At 42.9% G+C, this 18,127-nt stretch carries 17 protein-coding genes and 1 pseudogene; 7 read left to right on the top strand and 11 right to left on the bottom strand.

Annotation, left to right across the window (positions count from 1 at the left end):
- Positions 1 to 140 precede the first annotated feature (140 nt).
- From KUL49_RS10795 to KUL49_RS10765, 7 genes are all read left to right on the top strand, one after another.
- Positions 141 to 1,364, top strand: coding sequence for an NAD-dependent epimerase/dehydratase family protein (locus tag KUL49_RS10795; protein ID WP_131137283.1), 1,224 nt, complete (start codon positions 141 to 143; stop codon positions 1,362 to 1,364).
- Positions 1,364 to 2,299, top strand: a complete 936-nt coding sequence (locus KUL49_RS10790) for an NAD-dependent epimerase/dehydratase family protein (RefSeq protein ID WP_207308454.1) — start codon at positions 1,364 to 1,366, stop codon at positions 2,297 to 2,299. Before KUL49_RS10795 ends, KUL49_RS10790 begins: the two co-directional genes overlap by 1 nt.
- Before the next feature lie 48 nt (positions 2,300 to 2,347).
- Entirely contained in the window at positions 2,348 to 3,313 is a 966-nt protein-coding gene (locus KUL49_RS10785) for a glycosyltransferase family A protein (RefSeq protein ID WP_131137282.1), read from the top strand.
- Positions 3,310 to 4,059, top strand: a complete 750-nt coding sequence (locus KUL49_RS10780) for a hypothetical protein (protein ID WP_131137281.1) — start codon at positions 3,310 to 3,312, stop codon at positions 4,057 to 4,059. Before KUL49_RS10785 ends, KUL49_RS10780 begins: the two co-directional genes overlap by 4 nt.
- Positions 4,060 to 4,078: 19 nt before the next feature.
- Positions 4,079 to 6,175 carry a glycosyltransferase family 4 protein gene (locus KUL49_RS10775; protein WP_131137280.1) on the top strand — a complete coding sequence of 699 codons (2,097 nt, stop codon included), beginning with the start codon at positions 4,079 to 4,081 and terminating at the stop codon, positions 6,173 to 6,175.
- Between the two features lie 84 nt (positions 6,176 to 6,259).
- A complete protein-coding gene (locus KUL49_RS10770) occupies positions 6,260 to 6,916 on the top strand; it encodes a class I SAM-dependent methyltransferase (RefSeq protein WP_165477898.1) in 657 nt (218 codons plus the stop codon).
- Positions 6,917 to 6,932: 16 nt separating this feature from the next.
- Positions 6,933 to 7,883 (top strand): GSCFA domain-containing protein, encoded by a 951-nt coding sequence (locus KUL49_RS10765; RefSeq protein WP_131137278.1) that lies wholly within the window; start codon positions 6,933 to 6,935, stop codon positions 7,881 to 7,883.
- Positions 7,884 to 7,904: 21 nt separating this feature from the next.
- Here the strand turns inward: KUL49_RS10765 and KUL49_RS10760 are convergent, their stop codons facing one another.
- The 11 genes and pseudogenes from KUL49_RS10760 to pseI all read right to left on the bottom strand — a co-directional run bounded on the left by KUL49_RS10760 (position 7,905) and on the right by pseI (position 18,095).
- Entirely contained in the window at positions 7,905 to 8,513 is a 609-nt protein-coding gene (locus KUL49_RS10760; RefSeq protein WP_131137277.1) for a phosphoadenosine phosphosulfate reductase family protein, read from the bottom strand.
- 72 nt (positions 8,514 to 8,585) lie between these two features.
- On the bottom strand, positions 8,586 to 9,758 hold the full coding sequence (gene glf, locus KUL49_RS10755) for a UDP-galactopyranose mutase (RefSeq protein WP_131137276.1): 1,173 nt from the start codon (positions 9,756 to 9,758) through the stop codon (positions 8,586 to 8,588).
- Positions 9,755 to 10,704, bottom strand: a pseudogene (locus KUL49_RS10750) (glycosyltransferase family 2 protein). Before KUL49_RS10750 ends, glf begins: the two are co-directional and overlap by 4 nt.
- Positions 10,701 to 11,936 (bottom strand): acyl-CoA reductase, encoded by a 1,236-nt coding sequence (locus tag KUL49_RS10745; protein WP_131137275.1) that lies wholly within the window; start codon positions 11,934 to 11,936, stop codon positions 10,701 to 10,703. Before KUL49_RS10745 ends, KUL49_RS10750 begins: the two are co-directional and overlap by 4 nt.
- Before the next feature lie 2 nt (positions 11,937 to 11,938).
- Positions 11,939 to 13,027 (bottom strand): acyl-protein synthetase, encoded by a 1,089-nt coding sequence (locus tag KUL49_RS10740; protein ID WP_131137274.1) that lies wholly within the window; start codon positions 13,025 to 13,027, stop codon positions 11,939 to 11,941.
- Complete coding sequence (locus tag KUL49_RS10735; RefSeq protein WP_131137273.1) at positions 13,014 to 14,429, bottom strand: AMP-binding protein; 1,416 nt, start codon at positions 14,427 to 14,429, stop codon at positions 13,014 to 13,016. The genes KUL49_RS10740 and KUL49_RS10735 overlap by 14 nt, the downstream gene beginning before the upstream one ends.
- Positions 14,430 to 14,459: 30 nt before the next feature.
- On the bottom strand, positions 14,460 to 15,227 hold the full coding sequence (locus KUL49_RS10730) for an SDR family NAD(P)-dependent oxidoreductase (protein WP_131137272.1): 768 nt from the start codon (positions 15,225 to 15,227) through the stop codon (positions 14,460 to 14,462).
- Entirely contained in the window at positions 15,211 to 15,450 is a 240-nt protein-coding gene (locus KUL49_RS10725; protein WP_131137271.1) for an acyl carrier protein, read from the bottom strand. The genes KUL49_RS10730 and KUL49_RS10725 overlap by 17 nt, the downstream gene beginning before the upstream one ends.
- 20 nt (positions 15,451 to 15,470) lie before the next feature.
- Positions 15,471 to 16,034: a GNAT family N-acetyltransferase gene (locus KUL49_RS10720; RefSeq protein ID WP_131137270.1), complete on the bottom strand. Its 564-nt coding sequence runs from the start codon at positions 16,032 to 16,034 to the stop codon at positions 15,471 to 15,473.
- Positions 16,009 to 17,040, bottom strand: coding sequence for a UDP-2,4-diacetamido-2,4,6-trideoxy-beta-L-altropyranose hydrolase (gene pseG / locus KUL49_RS10715; protein ID WP_131137269.1), 1,032 nt, complete (start codon positions 17,038 to 17,040; stop codon positions 16,009 to 16,011). Before pseG ends, KUL49_RS10720 begins: the two co-directional genes overlap by 26 nt.
- Positions 17,037 to 18,095 carry a pseudaminic acid synthase gene (gene pseI / locus KUL49_RS10710; RefSeq protein ID WP_131137268.1) on the bottom strand — a complete coding sequence of 353 codons (1,059 nt, stop codon included), beginning with the start codon at positions 18,093 to 18,095 and terminating at the stop codon, positions 17,037 to 17,039. Before pseI ends, pseG begins: the two co-directional genes overlap by 4 nt.
- Between the last annotated feature and the right edge of the window lie 32 nt (positions 18,096 to 18,127).

Genomic DNA, 18,127 nt, shown 5'->3' with positions numbered 1-18,127 from the left:
AGCTCTTAAATATTAAAAAATTCCATGCTTAAAATACACTTGGGGAAAAATTGATAAAGTTTTTCATGTACTATGCCGATATACTATAAAGAGAAAGACTTTTACTGTTAAAAGTGATGAGAATTTGCGGGAGAATGCGCATGAAAGTGTTAGTAATGGGTGGAGACGGCTTTTGTGGATGGCCTACAGCATTAAATTTATCCGACAAAGGTCATGATGTTGTTATTGTAGACAATCTTTCGCGCCGAAAGATCGATATCGAATTAGATACGCACCCACTAACGCCCATCGCTTCCATTGAGGAACGTATTGCGGCCTGGAACGAAGTATCAGGTAAAACGATTCAATTTGAGTTTCTTGACCTCGCAAAAGATTTTGTTGAACTTGTTGATCTAATTCAGTGTCACCAACCAGACACCATCGTGCACTTCGCCGAGCAGCGGGCTGCTCCATACTCCATGAAGTCAGCTAAACTCAAAAATTACACTGTGCAGAATAACTTGTGTGGTACTCACAATTTGCTTAATGCTATTGTTGAGAGTGGTCTTGATATTCACCTTGTACACTTGGGTACCATGGGTGTCTATGGTTATGGAACAGCTGGTACGAGTCTTCCGGAAGGTTATCTTCAAATTTATGTGGAAGACGAAGAAGGAAACAAAATTCCTCAGGAGATATTGTACCCAGCAAATCCTGGCTCTATCTATCATATGACGAAAACACAAGATGCACTCTTCTTCCAGTTCTATAACAAGAACGATAAGTTGCGTATAACGGATCTACATCAAGGTATCGTTTGGGGAACGCAAACGGAGCAGACCCAGCTTGACGAGCGCCTTATTAACCGTTTTGATTACGATGGAGACTACGGCACCGTACTTAACCGGTTCTTGGTGCAAGCTGAGTTAGGCTACCCGCTAACAGTGCACGGTACAGGCGGTCAAACGAGAGCATTCATTCACATAAAAGACTCTGTCAAGTGCGTTGAACTTGCTATAACTAACCCTCCCAAAAGAGGGGAAAAAGTCAAGATTTTTAATCAGATGGCTGAAACTCGCTGCCTAAAAGATTTGGCAGATCTAATCAGCAAACAGTCCGGTGCACAGCTTGCCTTTGTACCTAACCCAAGAAATGAAGCACCAGATAATGCGTTAATGGTAAAAAATGACAAGTTTAAGGCCTTAGGTTGGGAGCCTATTACGCTAGATGAAGGTTTGATGGCAGAAGTCAGAGACATTACGTCTAAATATGGTCATCGTTGCAACATTGAGAGAATCCCTTGTAAATCACTTTGGAACAAAGAGTGCCAAGAAGGTGTTCCTCAACAGGCGACAACGTCCCCTCATCTTAAAGCGGTAAAATAATGATGCAATCAATAAAACGCCTTCTAATAACAGGTGGAGCGGGGTTTATTGGTTCAAACCTTATTTCACTCATTAGAGCCAGCAATACCGATATTGCTATTCGCGTTATAGATAATGAATCTCTTGGTAAATTTAGCGTGCTTACACCGTTCGATGTGGAGCAGGTAAACGCAGACATGTTAAATAGTGCGACTCTAGAACAGGCACTAGAAGACGTTGACGCGGTAGTGCATCTTGCGGCTGACACTCGAGTTATTGAGTCTATTGAAGATCCAGATAAGAACTTCCAAAACAACGTGGTGGCCACATTTCAGTTGCTTCAAGCAATGAGAAAGATGGGAGTAAAGCAACTGGTTTGTGCGTCCACAGGGGGCGCTATTTTAGGGGAGGCCCCATCCCCGGTTCATGAAGAAATGGTACCTAAGCCTTTGTCCCCCTACGGCGCATCCAAGCTAGCTCAAGAAGGTTACTGCTCTGCATTTTCTCACCTTTATGACATGAAAATCGCTAACTTAAGGTTTTCAAATGTTTATGGTCCGCTTTCGTTTCATAAAGGCAGTGTTGTGGCTACCTTCTGCCGAGCACTTTTGAATAATGAGCCGATTTCAATCTATGGCGATGGTAGCCAGACCCGCGACTATGTTTTTACTGAAGATTTATGCCAAGGCATTGTTAACGCGATAGAACGAGAAGTGTCTGGCGTATACCAATTAGGAACAGGTATTCCAACCTCTTTGAACCAACTGGTCGACACCTTAAGTTCTGTCACAAAGCGCACCATAACCCCATCGTATTTGCCGAGTCGTAATGGAGAAATTCTGCATACCTACTGTGATATTTCTAAGGCGAAAAGGGAAATTGCCTATTCACCAGCGATGTCTCTTGAGGCAGGTTTAACAGCCACATGGCGATGGTTTATCACACAGAATAGTTAAACACGCAGTATTTTTTCGATCGTCCCGTTGAAAAAAGAGTCTAATATCATGCCTCAACTCTCTGTTTTGATGCCCGCGTATAACGTTCAATCCTTCATTGGCGAGGCAATTGAATCTGTGCTGGCACAAACTTTCAATGATTTTGAACTACTCATCTTAGACGATGGTTCGACTGACAAAACGTTAGAAATAGTTGAGAGCTATGCGAAAACTGACTCACGTATCCGTTTTTTTTCTTCAGAAAATCAAAAAGTGGCAAAATGCCTAAATGCGTTAGTCGCTCATGCTAGAGGCGATTTTGTTGCTCGAATGGATGCCGATGATATCTGCCGACCAAAACGATTCGAGCGCCAGTTAACCACCCTATTGCAAGATCCAAGCATTGGTGTGGTTGGTTGTTGGGTGCAAACTTTCGGTGACAAAAGCGAAGTCTGGCACTACAGAAAAGAAGACAACTTCTCGAGAGCATTAATCGCAAACGGAGTAACGGCTCTTTGTCATCCAACGTGGATGTTACGAACCACTGACTTAATTAACCTTCCCTATAGTGATAAGTACCGCTTCATTATCGATCGCGCATGGCTTGCACATTTTGCCCTGAACAACCCATGCAAAAAGATCCTCGCCATCCCTGAAGTTCTCTTAGATTATCGAATCCACCCTCAGTCAGTAACAGGTTTATACGCCCACCGTATGGAGGAAAAAACCAAGTTAGTGTTAAGGGAATATTACCGTAAATTTGGGGTAGGCTTAAGTGATGAAGAGTTGACCCTGTTTTGTCACGTGATTTATGCTCGAGAAGTCTTCGCGCCTGATTTTGAACACGCTGCCATTGTGTATCAAAAAGCCTTCGATGCCTTCGAAAAAACGCAGAAGGACGAGTTTTACGCATTTAAAGAAAAGTGGGTTCGCTTTTGCTTAGCTAACCGGAAGCCATCTGCGTTTAACCAAGTTGAGTTTAAATCTACGTTTATATTTTTTATCGAATACAGGCACCAAAAAGGCGATTTATGACACAGCCCTTCGTTATTTACACCTCGCAGCGAACCGGCAGCACTATGCTTAGAGACGTGCTTTCTCAAATAGAGGGAAGTTATTGTTTTCCCGAATTGTTTCGAGCCTTTGATGATGTGCCTGAGTGGCTTGAATTAAGTGTGCAGAAGGGGTTGGATAAAAAGTTTCTGTCACGAGACTATCGCGAAAACAACCGTTTAGCTTTTTTTGATTCATTAATGAAACTGCATGGTGATAAAGCCCTTGTTGGGTTCAAACTTATGAGCCTGCAAGACAAAGGTTTTTTACATTCACTGGTAGCTCGTTCGCCCACTAAGGTCATTCATTTATACAGAGATAATATGCTAGCGGTATACGGGGCAGCTAAACAGGCGCAAAAGTCTGGCAAAGCCCATATTAAATCCGGCGAAACTTTTCACACAGACACAGTGCAATTCGATAGCGATGAATTTTCTGCTTTTTTGACCAGAAATAACAAACGCATACAGCTAGAGAAAGAGACCCTAAACACACTTGAGCAAGCATATTTGAGTATCGAGTATGTCACGCTCAGTCAGTACGAGGGATTTGCTTCAATCTTTAACTTTTTGGATATCAAAGTTGAACATATCCCTCATTCTACCTACATCAAGAGAAATTCATGGGATGTGCTACAGAGGTTTAGTAACCCAGATACGGTAAGTACATACCTAAAAGAAGCGGATAAGTGTCATTGGTCAGTAGAAAAACCACCTACTACTGTTTAGTGACGAATGAGGAATTCCAATGCAAAAAGATAATTTCCAGGTACAGCCATTTTCCGATTTAACCACCTTTTGTAGTAGCAATAAGGCAAGACCACTCAACATTTGTATTGCAAGTGAAGAAATTTTAGGGCCTGTCAGAAATGGGGGTATCGCGAGCACATACTATCACCTTGCTATTGGCCTCGCTGAGCAAGGCCACAGTGTCACTGTTATGTTACTGAAGGGTAATAGAGTACAACAAGAATCTCCTGAATACTGGCAGCAACATTACGCTTCAAAAGGGGTGACCTTGAAGTATCTTGAGTGGCCTTCTGAACCTTTCGAACATGCATCCCACCCCTGGCAAGGTCGCTGTTTGAGCTTTTATCAATGGCTAAGAACACAGAACTTTGATTTAGTACACACCTCAGAATGGCGTGGTGGAGCTTACTACGCATTGATGGCAAAGCGCTTAGGGTTAGCGTTTGAAAACACGCTGTTTGTGGTAAAAGCATCTTCACCGCATATTTGGAATAGACATTATCAGATGCAAAGCATCGACCACCACAACCTTTACTCTGTTATGCATTTAGAACAAAAGTGTATTGAATGGGCTGATATGGTGGTAGGTGGTAGCGCGCACCTTTTAAGATTTATGGAGAGCGTGGGCTACAAGCTTCCTGACAAAAGAGTCTTCGTACAGCCGAACATCGTAGACTTTAGTTTCCTTGATATTAAAGACAAGCGAAATGCAGACACCGACACATCAAACATTGTGTTTTTTGGGCGTCTCGAAACGCGCAAAGGATTAGAACTGTTTTGTGATGCTATGGATAAATGCATTGACGCAGGAAAAGTACCAACTTCAATCACATTTTTAGGCAAAGAAGGTGTGCTTGCTCACGCGCCCCAATTAAGTCCTATTTCCTACATAGAACAAAGAGCCAAGTGCTGGCCATCGCCAATTCAAATTATCACTGATAAGGGACAACCTGAAGCAATAAACTTCCTATGTTCTGACAACTATATTGCGGTGATGCCTTCGCTTATTGAAAACTCCACTATGACGGTTTATGAGGCCCTTGTCTTTGACATTCCCTTTCTCGCCACAGACGTGGGTGGAACAAGCGAATTGGTTGCTACCTCATCGCACAGTAATAGCTTAGTTAAACCTGAAGTTGATGCCCTAACCTATCAATTGAAGCGGATCATTTCATCTGGTCAACCGCGGGCGATCCCTGCTTTTGATAACCAAGAAAATATTGAAACCTGGTATCAGTTCCACAACTACCTTTGCGATGCTGGTAATGTTACACGCCTTAGAGAGGTGCTATCCTTAACGCCACCCTATCAATCCGATGAACCAACCGTTGCATGCATTGTAAACTTAGCAGAATATCCCTGCGAAGAAGCGATTGAGCATTACAGCCAACTGACCCAATTTGAACAAGTGATTCTGGTTTGCCATATCGACCTTAACGACAATCAGCTATCCCGATTAGGCAGTAATCCTAATCTCAAAATAGAACAAGCCGATGGCCGTACATTCGGGGCAATTTTAAATAATCTGGTTAGCACGTCTAATGAAACCCTATTTGTGGTATCCAATTATAATAATACGTTTTTTGAAGCCAACTGTGCCCCTTTAATAAAGCGCGCGCTTAGTACAAGTGACAATATTTGTACATCGTTTTTCAGGTTTTACGACAAAGATAAGAGCAATCAGCCACCCAAATTATCCATCCCTATCGGCGGTGATGTAGGGCATCAAGTTATCGACAATCGAGTCTATGGTAGAGAAATTATTTTCTTTTCCAAAACTCTATATGAAAATGTAGGTCCATTCGACGAATACAACATTGCTCATGGCATACTCCACGCCTATGTAACGCAAGCCATTATGTTACATGAGTTAGATTTAATGGTGGTCCCAGAAGTATTGTACTCGGTGGAAACCAGTTTAGATGCTTTAAACATGCAAAGTACCTCATATACTTATTCAAAAGTGAAATCGGCTATTGAGTGCTTACCCTTATCACTACGTAAATGCCTGATGTTTATGACTAATGAGAAAGCATCTGCAGCATTACGTGATATCGACATATATACACCAGAACGAAAGGGAAACACGCCATAACTTAGAGAGTTATATGCAAATATTTATAAGGGTTGACAGGGTTAAGCCGATAACAAATTAATGGCTAAGGCAAATAGGTTTTACATGATTTCAGAGCAACAAATTCAAGAATACTTTCCTGAGCATTATAATTTAGAAAAAGGGCACAGACTAGAACTAGAAAAAATGCTCCAAGGGTTGCTCCACGAAGCAAAAAACGGTGCATTCTTAGAAATCGGGCTAGGTCCAAAGGTCCGCGTTGAGCGAGCCAAGCTATTGAAAAAATTAAATATCCAATACACAGGGTTAGACTTTCAAACTGTATGTGATGAACACCAAGCCACACTCACGAAAGAGGGCGTCACTGATTTAGAGTTTATTGGGAATAGCGTAGGCACCTACCTCTATAACCTAATTAGATTACAACGCCTCGGCCGCAAGTTCGACGTTATTTATTTAGACGGTCATCACACCATGTATACAGATTTCCCTGCGGCGTTTGCATGCATGCCGCTACTTAAAGAAGGCGGCGTCATTGCCTTTGACGATGTGAGATGGACGTTAGCTAATAAAGAAAAAAACCTCAAAAATAGTGAATTCTATAAAGAAATGTACGACTTTTCTTTGTATGAACAGAGCGAAAAAGAAGAGAGGCACATTGAAGTGATAATTAAGGAATACCTTATTCCAATGTTCGATATGAGTATCTATGAGAAGTACTCATTACCCAGCTGGATAGCACTGCAACGTAAAACCAAATAAATAGAGGATATCACCAGTGAACAGTAACAGACTCAAAATCACTAAATCTGTATCCAACCGCTGGGATGAAGCAGATTTTGGAAAAATGGTTTCAGTAACGCCGGAATTTTCCTTACCTAAGACCGCAAAAGTTTTTACCATTGGCAGTTGTTTCGCTATAGAAATAAGGAAGAGATTGAAAGAAAAGGGCTTTAACGTCTCTCCTGATTACACTAATTTGCAGCTAGGTCCAGATGTCGTATTTGGAAAATACCCAGAGAAGGATACTCTGGCGTATTACACCACCGCGAGCATTGCGCAGGAGATTACGCGATGTTTGCACGGGCACCATTACGAGCAAAATGACTTTTTAAAAATTGAAAGTCCAGTCAATTACTTCGCGGGTCGTTTAAAGCAAAACATTGTTTATCAAGATCCCTATCGTCGCGATGTATACGCTGCTACCCCCGATCGAATCCAGTCTTTTAGCGCTGAAATATCTAACGAAATTAGACGCAGTCTTGTAGAGTCTGATGTGGTAGTCATTACCTTAGGATTGACCGAGGCATGGAAAAATAAGAACAACGGCTTGTATGTTTGCAAATGCCCAGTGAATGACCACGATCCTGAATGGGATACTGTCTCTTACCACCCATTAAGCTATGAGGAAAATAAAACCTATTTGACGCAAACTATAGCTACGCTGCTCGCGTTTAATCCAAATGTACGTATATTTTTAACCGTGTCACCGGTTCCTCTAGGTAAGACATTTTCAGGAAAAGACGTAACCGTTGCAAACCTTACGAGCAAAGCAACCTTACGCGCGTGCGCAGCGGAAATGATAGAGAAGTATAAAGAACATGTCTTTTATTGGCCATCATTTGAATATACGTTTGGTAAAGACGTGTACGAAGCAGATGGTCGTCATGTAAGGCCAGAAGTGGTAGAAAATATTGTGAATACTTTTTCACAAGCTTACTTTAGGTAAGACGGGTAAGTTGTCTCTCGACTAAAGCCCGTGTAATCCACACTCAAGATTGAGACTAGGTTTGCAAACATCGTTAAAATGCTTTGTTGCTTGCCTATATTGAGTGTGTTTCAACGAAGTATCACGTGCAAAGGGAGCAACCTTTACTGTTCCTGTACCTTTCAGGTCAAAAATATTTAATTCACGTCTTGCGTCTGACTCGTTTTGCCTAATATCGGTTAACCAATAGTCAGGGCGATATTCTGCTAAGAAGCGCTCGAATGGCTGCACCTTTAGCGTTTTTTGAAAAACGCTAAATGCTGGCGAATCATAGGGGGGAATTTTCCCTGACTCATATTTGTTAATCTCGTCTAAAGAAGCACATAGTGTAATTACGTTTAGCTGATAACGTTGTCTCAGTGAGTGCATATTTTCACGAAATGCCTGGTTATCAAAAACCACATCAATCCAAATAATCGGCAATGTCGGTGATAGTTTCGATAACAACTTAATAAACGATTCAGCATTAGGGCCAAACTTAGAAGTCGCAATAGGCTTTTTAGCTTCAGCGAGGATACTACGGATTATGTCTTCGCCAGCTACATTATTGTACTTGTCATTTAAGCTACAAATATCGACCATGGAGTGCATACAAACTTAACGTAGAGTGAGTATTTATCGACCTGACTGCTATTTTCTTTAGTTAAGATCGTAACTTAAAGGCTAATCATCGAGTGAGGCTAACTTTTGATAGCACGCCAGCGCATTATTAACCGCATCGTCCATATTGTAGTATTTGTAATCGGCTAACCGTCCTAACACAACTAACTGCTTAAACCCTTGGGTGCAGGCTATATAGGCCCCATGAGCTGTTATATTGGCCTCATTAAAAACAGGGTAATAGGGTATATTGCAGTTATCATCAAAGCGATCAAATTGCTGAGGATACTCTTTCACGATAACCGTATTCGGTGTTTCTACGGGTAAAATATGTTTAAATTCAGTGATTCGGGTGTAAGCTTCGTGATTAGGGTAATTCACCGTTGTGGCTGGTTGGTAAAAAGGCACATTCACATGCTCATAATCAAAGCGTAAAGAACGATAGGGCAAATCACCATGGATGTAGCCAAATAGCGCGTCTAACATGCCAGTAAAGACTAACTTACCGTGAAACACTGCCCCATCAAACAAGATGTTACCGCTTGCACTATCAAGTGCTATACGCTTTGTAGCATCACAATTTAACTGAACCTCAATATTTTCATGTGCAAGCATACGCTCAAATAGTGCAGCATACCCTTGGGCTGGTATAGCTTGATAGGGATCATTAAAGTAGCGGTTATCCCTGGAAATAACCACAGGTACTCTTGCAGTCACTTCCGGTGAAATATCTTCAGGCTTACATCCCCATTGTTTTACAGTGTAGTTAACAAAGAACTTGTCATACACTAAAGCGCTTAGCTCTCGAAGAAGGTGTTCTTCACTCTGTTTTAGCTCAAGAATAGGCACCTTCGCCCCCTCACCAAAGTGGCTAATTAAGAGCTTGCTTATTTCATTTGCCTGTTCTTGTGGATAGAGCGCATCAAGGGTATTTAAATTAAAGGGTAGCGGAACGAGTTTGCCTTCTACGCTACTTAGCACTTCATGTTCGTAGGGGTGCCATTGAGTGAATTGGGACAGATATTCCCAAACATGCTGTTTATTCGTGTGAAATAAGTGGGGCCCGTATTGATGAATAAGAATGCCATCGGCGTTCTTGTAATCGTAACAGTTACCGCCTATATGCGCCCGCTGTTCAAGAATGAGTACCCGTTTATTGCTTTGGCTGGCTAACCGCTCTGCCATTACAGCCCCAGAGAAGCCCGAACCAACGACGATAATATCTGGCTGCTTCATGAGTGGCTTGCCAGCATTTTACGCAGCTTTTCAGGGTTGCCACTGTGCTGCCATACTAATTTATGGCGGTGATTAAAAAACAACTTCTCCTTCGCAGATGTTTCAATAAGGTTTTTAAATTGCTCATCATTAGCGCGAAAAAGAAAATACAAAGCAGCAGCGAATTGGTGATGCGCTATGCCAGCATCAATCACTTGTTTATCAATCTCGAATATCGATGCAGTCTTACAGGCTGTGATGATGTCATTTAAGCTCTGGGTCCGCCGCCGTACGCTCTTTTGAGTTTGCCCACCAAAACTATCTTCATGGATTCTGTAGCGACTAAGCACGGCAGGGATAAAGTCAATGCGAGCATCAAGGAAGCCAGCATTCATAATATAAAAAGGGTAATCGAGAATTATTTTACATTCATCTAAAACGGTATCGACCAGATTTTTATGCCGTCTAAACATTACCGCACTCGCTTGCATATAAGTGCCGTATCGAATGAGATGGGTAATATTTGAATGCTTTGGTATTTGAGACCAGTTATAGTGTCCTTGACTGTATTTTTTGATTGTTTCGCCGGTGTCAGAGTCAAACATATCCGACTCATGATAAATCATGGCACAGTCACTATGAGCATCAAGATAATCCACTTGCTTTTGTAGCTTACCAGGTAAGGCAACATCGTCGCCATCTACATAGGCAATATAGTCTCCTTTGGCACTTGCCAACAAGGTTTTCATGTTCGCCGCTAACCCGCCATTTGTTTTTTAAAAATCGGGCGAATCACTGGATATTTTAACGCTAACGAACGAATAACTCCGGCGGTGTTATCTGGCGATGCATCATCGCAAACAACAACTTCAAAATCGAAGTCGGTGACTTGCTCACACAAGGAGACCAGACACTCTTTTATGTATTTTTCTAAATTGTAAGCTGGCACTAATACCGATAACTTCATTTAATCACCACGCGACGTGCCATTTGGCTAAATAATTCATACCCGTCCCATTCAGGCGCGAAGTTAAGCGCCTCACTCAATGGAACAATTCTGTCTATCCCTGTTATCGACGGCGCTTCGATAAACTTTATAAGCGCAGCTTTACTGACACCGAAATAACTGAGGGTTTGTACATTTGGTGTAATCTGCCTGGCAATACTATCTAATGATGATACGCATTGACACAGCACAACTTGATGTCCCGAATGAAAGCGCAAGTCTTCACTACCAATTGCCTCTAGTTCAACTGCACATAAATCAGCATAGTAATTAACCCTCGCATTAGGGTGAGACAATTGAAGAGACTGAGCAGCAACGAGCTGTTCATTACGTTGCGTAATAACAGGGTCATATTGATTGCTCAGTTTCACCATCTCATCTTGATGCAGGCGTGATAAAAACCTGTCCAAACTATCCGAATCCCCCACCCAAAATAGTATACGCGGTGAAGAACATGCTTGCTGATTATACACTTGCACAGAGGTGAGAAGACCATGCAATGCAGTGTATGCTTCGCTATCGGTGGAGACTGCATCTGCGTCTATAATACTGATGGAAACCCGATCGGAAAAGCTGATATCACGACATCGAGGCGGGCATGGAATAGCGCGTAAGCTATTTACACTTTTATCGCCTCCCCACAACACCCTACCATCAGCTTTCCCACAAAGGTGATGAGTAATATGACTACCCAAGGGGCTAGAGTGATCGTAAGTAATAAATAAATTTGTTCGGCTAATCTCCTGATATTCAGGCTTTTGCAGTAATTCATTCAGTACTTTAAATAGTTGACGTTGCACATTCGAGTCGCGAGAGGACACCCGAATTATACTCTTATTGCCGGCTAATAAGGCACATGCCCAACTGTACACAAACATAGTATCCACATTGGAAGGCGTAAAATGAACCAAGGTGCCTAACGCTTTGTAGTAGTGCTCACTCGCTTTGGGGCGATAGTTTTTAATATTTGCCTGTCGTAACCAGAAGGCTAATGCAACGAGCTCACTAACATTTTTACACGCGTTATCTTGCATTAACATGCGTGAAAATGAGTGAAGAAATGACACCGCTACCTCGCTAAAAAAAGGCAGCGGGTGATGAGCCCAAATGGGCAGCTCGTTTACGTGAATGCCGTGTGTAGTACCTTCTAAAAACGCGGATTGGGTAATTGGGGCTAAAATCGATATCGTCATTTTCACACCTGAGTATCACTACAGCCACGGACCTCTGCTTTAGGCAGTCGGCCTAAAACTTCGAAAAACTTCCCTTTTCTACCACAGCTACAGCTATCCTCCCCTAAAATACGGCCTAAATCTTCTGTCAGTAGACTAAATCCTGGGTAACTGCTGGGTATCGAAGATAACACCTGAATCAACCCGGGCTCCCCCATAGTTTGTTCAGCTAATGTGTATGGGTCGCGTATGATAATGTCGGCTAATAAGGGGGCATGAAGTACACCTTTTTCACATTCTAGAAAAACCGTACCCACTTGCTCAGCCATACCATAAAAGTTGTGTACCTGAGTAATACCACAGAGTTGGTTTAACTCAGCCTTAAAGGTACGGTTAGTCACCTGCTTATGAGCTAACTTTTTCCAGCCTCCACTATGAATCAGTTTTCCATGAGGAAGGTGTAAGTTTAAGTTGTTAACCCTTAAGGCGTGAACGAAGTATTCCCAAACCATAAATGTAAAGCCAAATAACAGTACTGGCGTCTTACTATGCTGCGCTTGGAAAGCCTGAATGGCCTCTAGATTAAGACTCATATCATCATTAAGCGCGTAGACAGGTTTACGGCCAAAAAAGGCTAAGCCTTGGATACCTGCAGCCCTTGCAGATAACGCTTTATCGCTAAGCACAGATGGACTGTCGATTATTAACATGGGCAAACGCTGCTTTCCCAAAACGCTCTGCATTATTTTTACCAGAGCCTTACTCTGCCTAGCACTGGTAGCCTTATCTAATACCACCCGAGCAGGTACTTGCCCGGTGGTGCCCGATGATTGCAGCACTCTAAATATCTCGTCTTGCGCCACACTGGATAGTGAAAATTGCTTGAATAAACGCACAGCTAAATAAGGCAGCGAAGTAGCGTTATTCACGGCTAAAGGTGTTTCTCCGACAATATTCCGGTATTCGACGCAATGTCTTTTATGGTGTTCATGTAAGGCTGTTAATACGGGTAATAAAAGGTTTTTCTTGTCTTTTGCGGGTAGCGCAAAAATATTCTGTTCAAGAAGGGCCTCAAAGCATGCTAAGTAGTCAGAAGCGCTATGGGGTGTCATTAAGAATACCTTCTACTTGTTTTTGTAACGCCACGTAGTCCGTTTTACCATTATGCAACAAAGGCCACTGAGCCACGCTAACCACTTTAAAATACGATGGCGGTATTGAAAGTAGCACTTCACACTGAGCATCTACATTAGCCTTATTGTCTGGTTGGCAACAAATGTACAGAACACTATCATTGCCACAACACTTTACGTCTAGCTGCTTACTACAAAACATGGCCTCCAGCCCATCGAGGTTAATGCGCTCGCCGAGAAGTTTAATAATCCGTTTTATTCTACCCACGATCATATAATCACCGTCTTCATCGCGCTTAGCAATATCGCCTGTAGCCAATGAAGTGAGCGGTGAAAATGAGGCACATTGATCTATATTATTCACGTAACCCAGCATACAATTTTCACCTTTGAAATGCAGTTCCCCTTCAACTCCAGCGCCTTTGATAACTTGTCCTGTTTCATCTTTCAAACATAACTCGCCGCCTGGGATGGCCTTGCCAATGGAATCTAGCTTTACGCCTGCCAGTTCTGGTGGCAACCATGCTATTCTTGCGGTTGCTTCTGTTTGACCGTACATACGGTAAAACGGACTTGCATTTTTTTCGGAAAATTCACTTAATGCTTTTGCGATATTCTCTGAAATTCGACCTCCAGCTTGGGTAAAGTACCTGAGGTGAGGAAGATGCCTGCGGGTAAAACGAAGACGAATTAGCATGTCATACCAATGCGGCACCCCTGCAAGCGATGTTACAGGGAGTGCTTCCAACAATGTCCAAAACTCTCTGTCCATCACAGTGAATGATGTAAGCGCCGTGCATGCACCTTTTGCAAGATGCGTATGTAATATTGATAAACCATAAGAATAGGAAAGTGGCATGGAAGCTAGTGCAATATCGCTACTATTAATGGGAAGAAATTGACAAATACTGTTGGTGTTGGCCTCAATATTTGAGGCCGATAGCGCCACGCCTTTCCCCCCTCCGGTCGAACCAGAAGTCATCATAATTACCGCTAGCGATTGCGCTATATTGTGCTGGGTAAGTGATAACACATCTATCTGAGACTCTCGCAGCAGAAAGTTTGGCCGATAGTCCTTCAGCAAACTATTCGTAGCATCGTTGCTTAATTTAGGGTTAATTAGTATTACCGGCCAACCGGCGCTTAGGCAGGTAAGATAATGCACCACACTCACTAACGAGTTACCCATGCTTAACATTACAAGTGGACGATCCAGGTTAGTGGTGACAGCGCTTTTATTGGATTCTGATTCCGTTAGCGCTTTCAGACGCAGGAAATTAGCATCAATTAAATCACTGAGTTCTAAATAAGAAACAATACGGCCGTTATCATAAATTGCGGTATTCTTGCCCCATGTTTTTAACGACGCTAACCAGCTCAATGTTCCCTCCTCCCCTCGCACACCCGCTGTTTAAACCTGAAATAGCCCATCAACGGGAAGAATATGCCCTGTAGTATAACTAGACCTTTCATCCATTAAGAATGCTACAGCCTGGGCCACCTGCTCCGCAGTACCTAATTTTTTGAGCGCTATTCTGTTTTTAATCTCGCTTTTTTCCTGGTCGCTAAAATGATCTGTTAAGGGAGTTTCTATGAAGCCAGGCGCGACACCATTAACTCGTATACCTAGCGGTGCCAATTCTTTTGCTAGTGATTTTGTTGCGCCAGTAAGTGCTGCCTTACTTGCACTATATGCACTTAGCCCTTGGCTACCCTGCTCCCCAATTTGCGACAACAGATTAACGATAACACCTTGCTTATGGCGCGTCATTAAACGACTTGCCAGTTGCATATGTTGATACGCGGCAAAGAAATTAACATTAAACTGTTGATGTAAATCTGACTTACTGGTGATAACTAATGGTGATGCTTTCATCACACCGGCGTTATTCACAAGCCCCACAAATTTTCCCACAGTTTCGTCTGCTTGTACTTTTTGAATGACGCGAAATATGGCTTTTACTGCGTGTTCATCTGTTACGTCATAATTAAGCGGGATGACTCTCCCTTGTGTATTCTTGACCAAGGCATCGAGGGCTGTCTTGTCACGGCCTCCAGCAAAGACAGTGAGGCCTTGTAAAGACAGCGCCTGAACGATTGCCCGTCCTATGGCGCCCGTGGCACCGGTGACCAACACTGAATAGTTAGCAACCGCTGGTGAGCTAGAAGGTAACGTCATATTTACCCAATATAGCTTTAGCTTTCCCAACCGAACTCATGTCAATAATATCGTCGGTATCTAACATTACATCAAAAGCAGCCTCTAGTTCTGACACTAGCACCATATGCGCTGTAGAGTCCCATTGTTTAATAGTATTGTATTGGAGGTCATCGACTACTACCTCGCTCTCTATTCCTAACGCCTCGCTGAATACTTGCACTAATTTTTCGCTATTATTCACGTTTCTTTCATCCTTTTTAATTATCGAGACAATAAACGTTTAAGCATGACAGTAGATTGTTCATAATCCTTAGGCTCTAATGCTAACGAAACCATATCGCCTTGTTGCACAACGCTATAACCTAGCTTTTTATTATAATTTAAAGCTGCATCATTAGTATATTTAACTTTTGCTATCAGAGAGTTAATACCCAACGTATTAAAGCAATAATCATAGAGGGCCAAAGAGGGGCTAAACGCGATGATATTTCCTTGAAACTTTGGCTCGCCGATATACAGTCCTGGTTCTAGGGACTTTTCATTACCTATGGGCTCGCCGGTTAGGCTTCTAACATTAGTTACGCCGATCGGTGTGTCTTTGTAATTAACCATCCAATGTTGCTGAGATGGATCCTTGTTGATTTTTTCGAACCAAGCTTCATGCTCGGCCTTACTGATAACGCTGCCTGTTACCATTTGGGTTCGCACATAGCTACTATTACGCCAGCATCGCACTTGCGCTAGATGCTGTTCACTTATTGGCTCTAATGAAACCTTATAGCCTACAATGATAGGCCTGTTAGTTTTTGTCGTTATCTGAAGCACTAAACACCTTTACTATGGCATCAATCGCCCGCTCACTGCCTAATGCATCATATTTCCCCTGACTACATGCCTGCATTTCGGTCAATGTCTTCTCGTCCGAATATAACGCGAGTGCCATTGCTACTAGCTCATTGATATCAATATCCTTGCCAACAGCTCGGCACCATCCCTGTGCTTGCGCAACTTGGGTCGCTGAGTGTTGGTTTTCGGCAACCTTGACTAATATTGAAGGCGTATTGCACACCCCCAACTCAAATTGACTGCCACCTGCAGCACTGATGGCTAGCTTAGCATCTACCCACGCTTGTGCCATGTCTTGGCATTGATGAATATGTTGTACCGGAAACCGCAATTTGCTGCACAGGTTTTTAATCTTTTTATGGTCTGGGTTAGCAGCTCCAGTTATCACCCTCACGGGTACTTGTGTAGCCGTTTTATCTAGAGCTTTTAGCAATGGAATGGTCAATGCCGCAGGGTCACTGCCGCCAAAACAAATGACAATACCATGGCGCAACGCAACTGGCTTAATGTCGATAGCTAAAAAGTTTTGTCGTAACAAACGGTACTTGCTACCAGTGCAGCAATATACATTGTTTCGCTGTTGCCGATAAGTACTGTCATTTTCTGTTGAGGCGCCATTGATCACCACATCAGCGTAGGGGGTAAGGCGTAGTTCACCATCATCAAGCACTACAATAGATTTAATACTTTGACGAATATCCGTTAGTACAGTTACTGGTAGAGTATACCCATCTACCACTAACACATCAGGGGGGGAGGTTAGTATTAACTTTGTTATTTGCGCTGTATCATCACTGTCTTTTATGGCGATGATTGGGAACTCCCAATCATGTTGCGTTAATGCAATTTTTCGGGCATTTTCATTTAATAAAAACAGGCACTGAACACCTTTCAAACGCGCCGCTTGGGCGAGCGCAATGCACCTAATTAAATGACCAATACCGGCTTCTGGCGAGGCTTCTACCCAAAACAGCATTTCGTTCATTGTCCAATATGTTCCCAGTCTAATGCTGTCCCCTTGGGTAAATCACACTTAGCGGTTTTTCCTATAACCTCATCCCAATGTTTAGGTGCCATGCCATGGGCGGGTCTAACTACCTTTAAATTATCTGCACTAAACACCTCTCCCCTCTTAACATCTTGACTGATGTATATTGAGCGGCGGTACTGTTTGGCATCTTTCTCTGCGTCTGAACCGCCGTAACAAACCTGCCCTACCCCTTGCCAGGCACGTTCGGTTTCATCAACTAATGCGTTTAGCTCGTCGGGCTCAATAGAGAAAGCTGCATCTACCCCCCCGCCCTCTCTGCTTAATACGAAGTGTTTTTCAATAACACTTGCACCAAAAGCAACAGAGGCGACTGCTACTCCGATACCACCAGTGTGATCACTGAGACCCGTTTGGCACGCAAAAGTCTCCCGCATGTGAGGGATAGTTATCAAATTGGTGTTAGCTGGGCTGGCTGGATAGGTGCTTGTGCATTTGAGCAGGATAATGTCATGACAGCCATTTGCTTTTGCGCACTTGACTGCTTCTTCTATTTCACTGAGGCTTGCCATCCCCGTTGACATGATAAGCGGCTTACCTTTACTCGCAGCATAAGCGATAAGCGGTAAATCGGTGAGTTCAAAGGAGGCAATTTTAAAACAAGGTACCCCGAGCCCATCTAAAAAATCAACCGCTTCGGTGTCAAAGGGTGAGCTGAACGCGAGCATGCCTAAGCTTTTCGCCCGTTCAAATAAGGGTTCATGCCACTCATAAGGTGTTGCCGCCTTTTGGTAAAGGCTATACAACTTTTCCCCTGCCCACAAGCTGTCTTTTTCTTTAATGGTAAAATCACTCGATGTCACATCAAGTGTCATAGAATCTGCAGTATAGGTTTGCAGCTTAATTGCATGAGCACCGGCCAGGGCGGCCTCTTCTATCATACGCTCAGCAAGCGATAAATCTTGATTGTGATTACCACTTAATTCCGCAATGATAAGAGGGGGATAGTTGGCGCCAATATATCTATTGCCAATCTTGATATGAGGGATCATTTATGAATTTCTCCAATAGCGCAACCACGAGG

This window comes from Alteromonas sp. KUL17 (genome assembly GCF_006538305.1).
Lineage (GTDB): Bacteria > Pseudomonadota > Gammaproteobacteria > Enterobacterales > Alteromonadaceae > Alteromonas > Alteromonas macleodii.
This window is presented reverse-complemented; position numbering and strand designations above follow the sequence as displayed.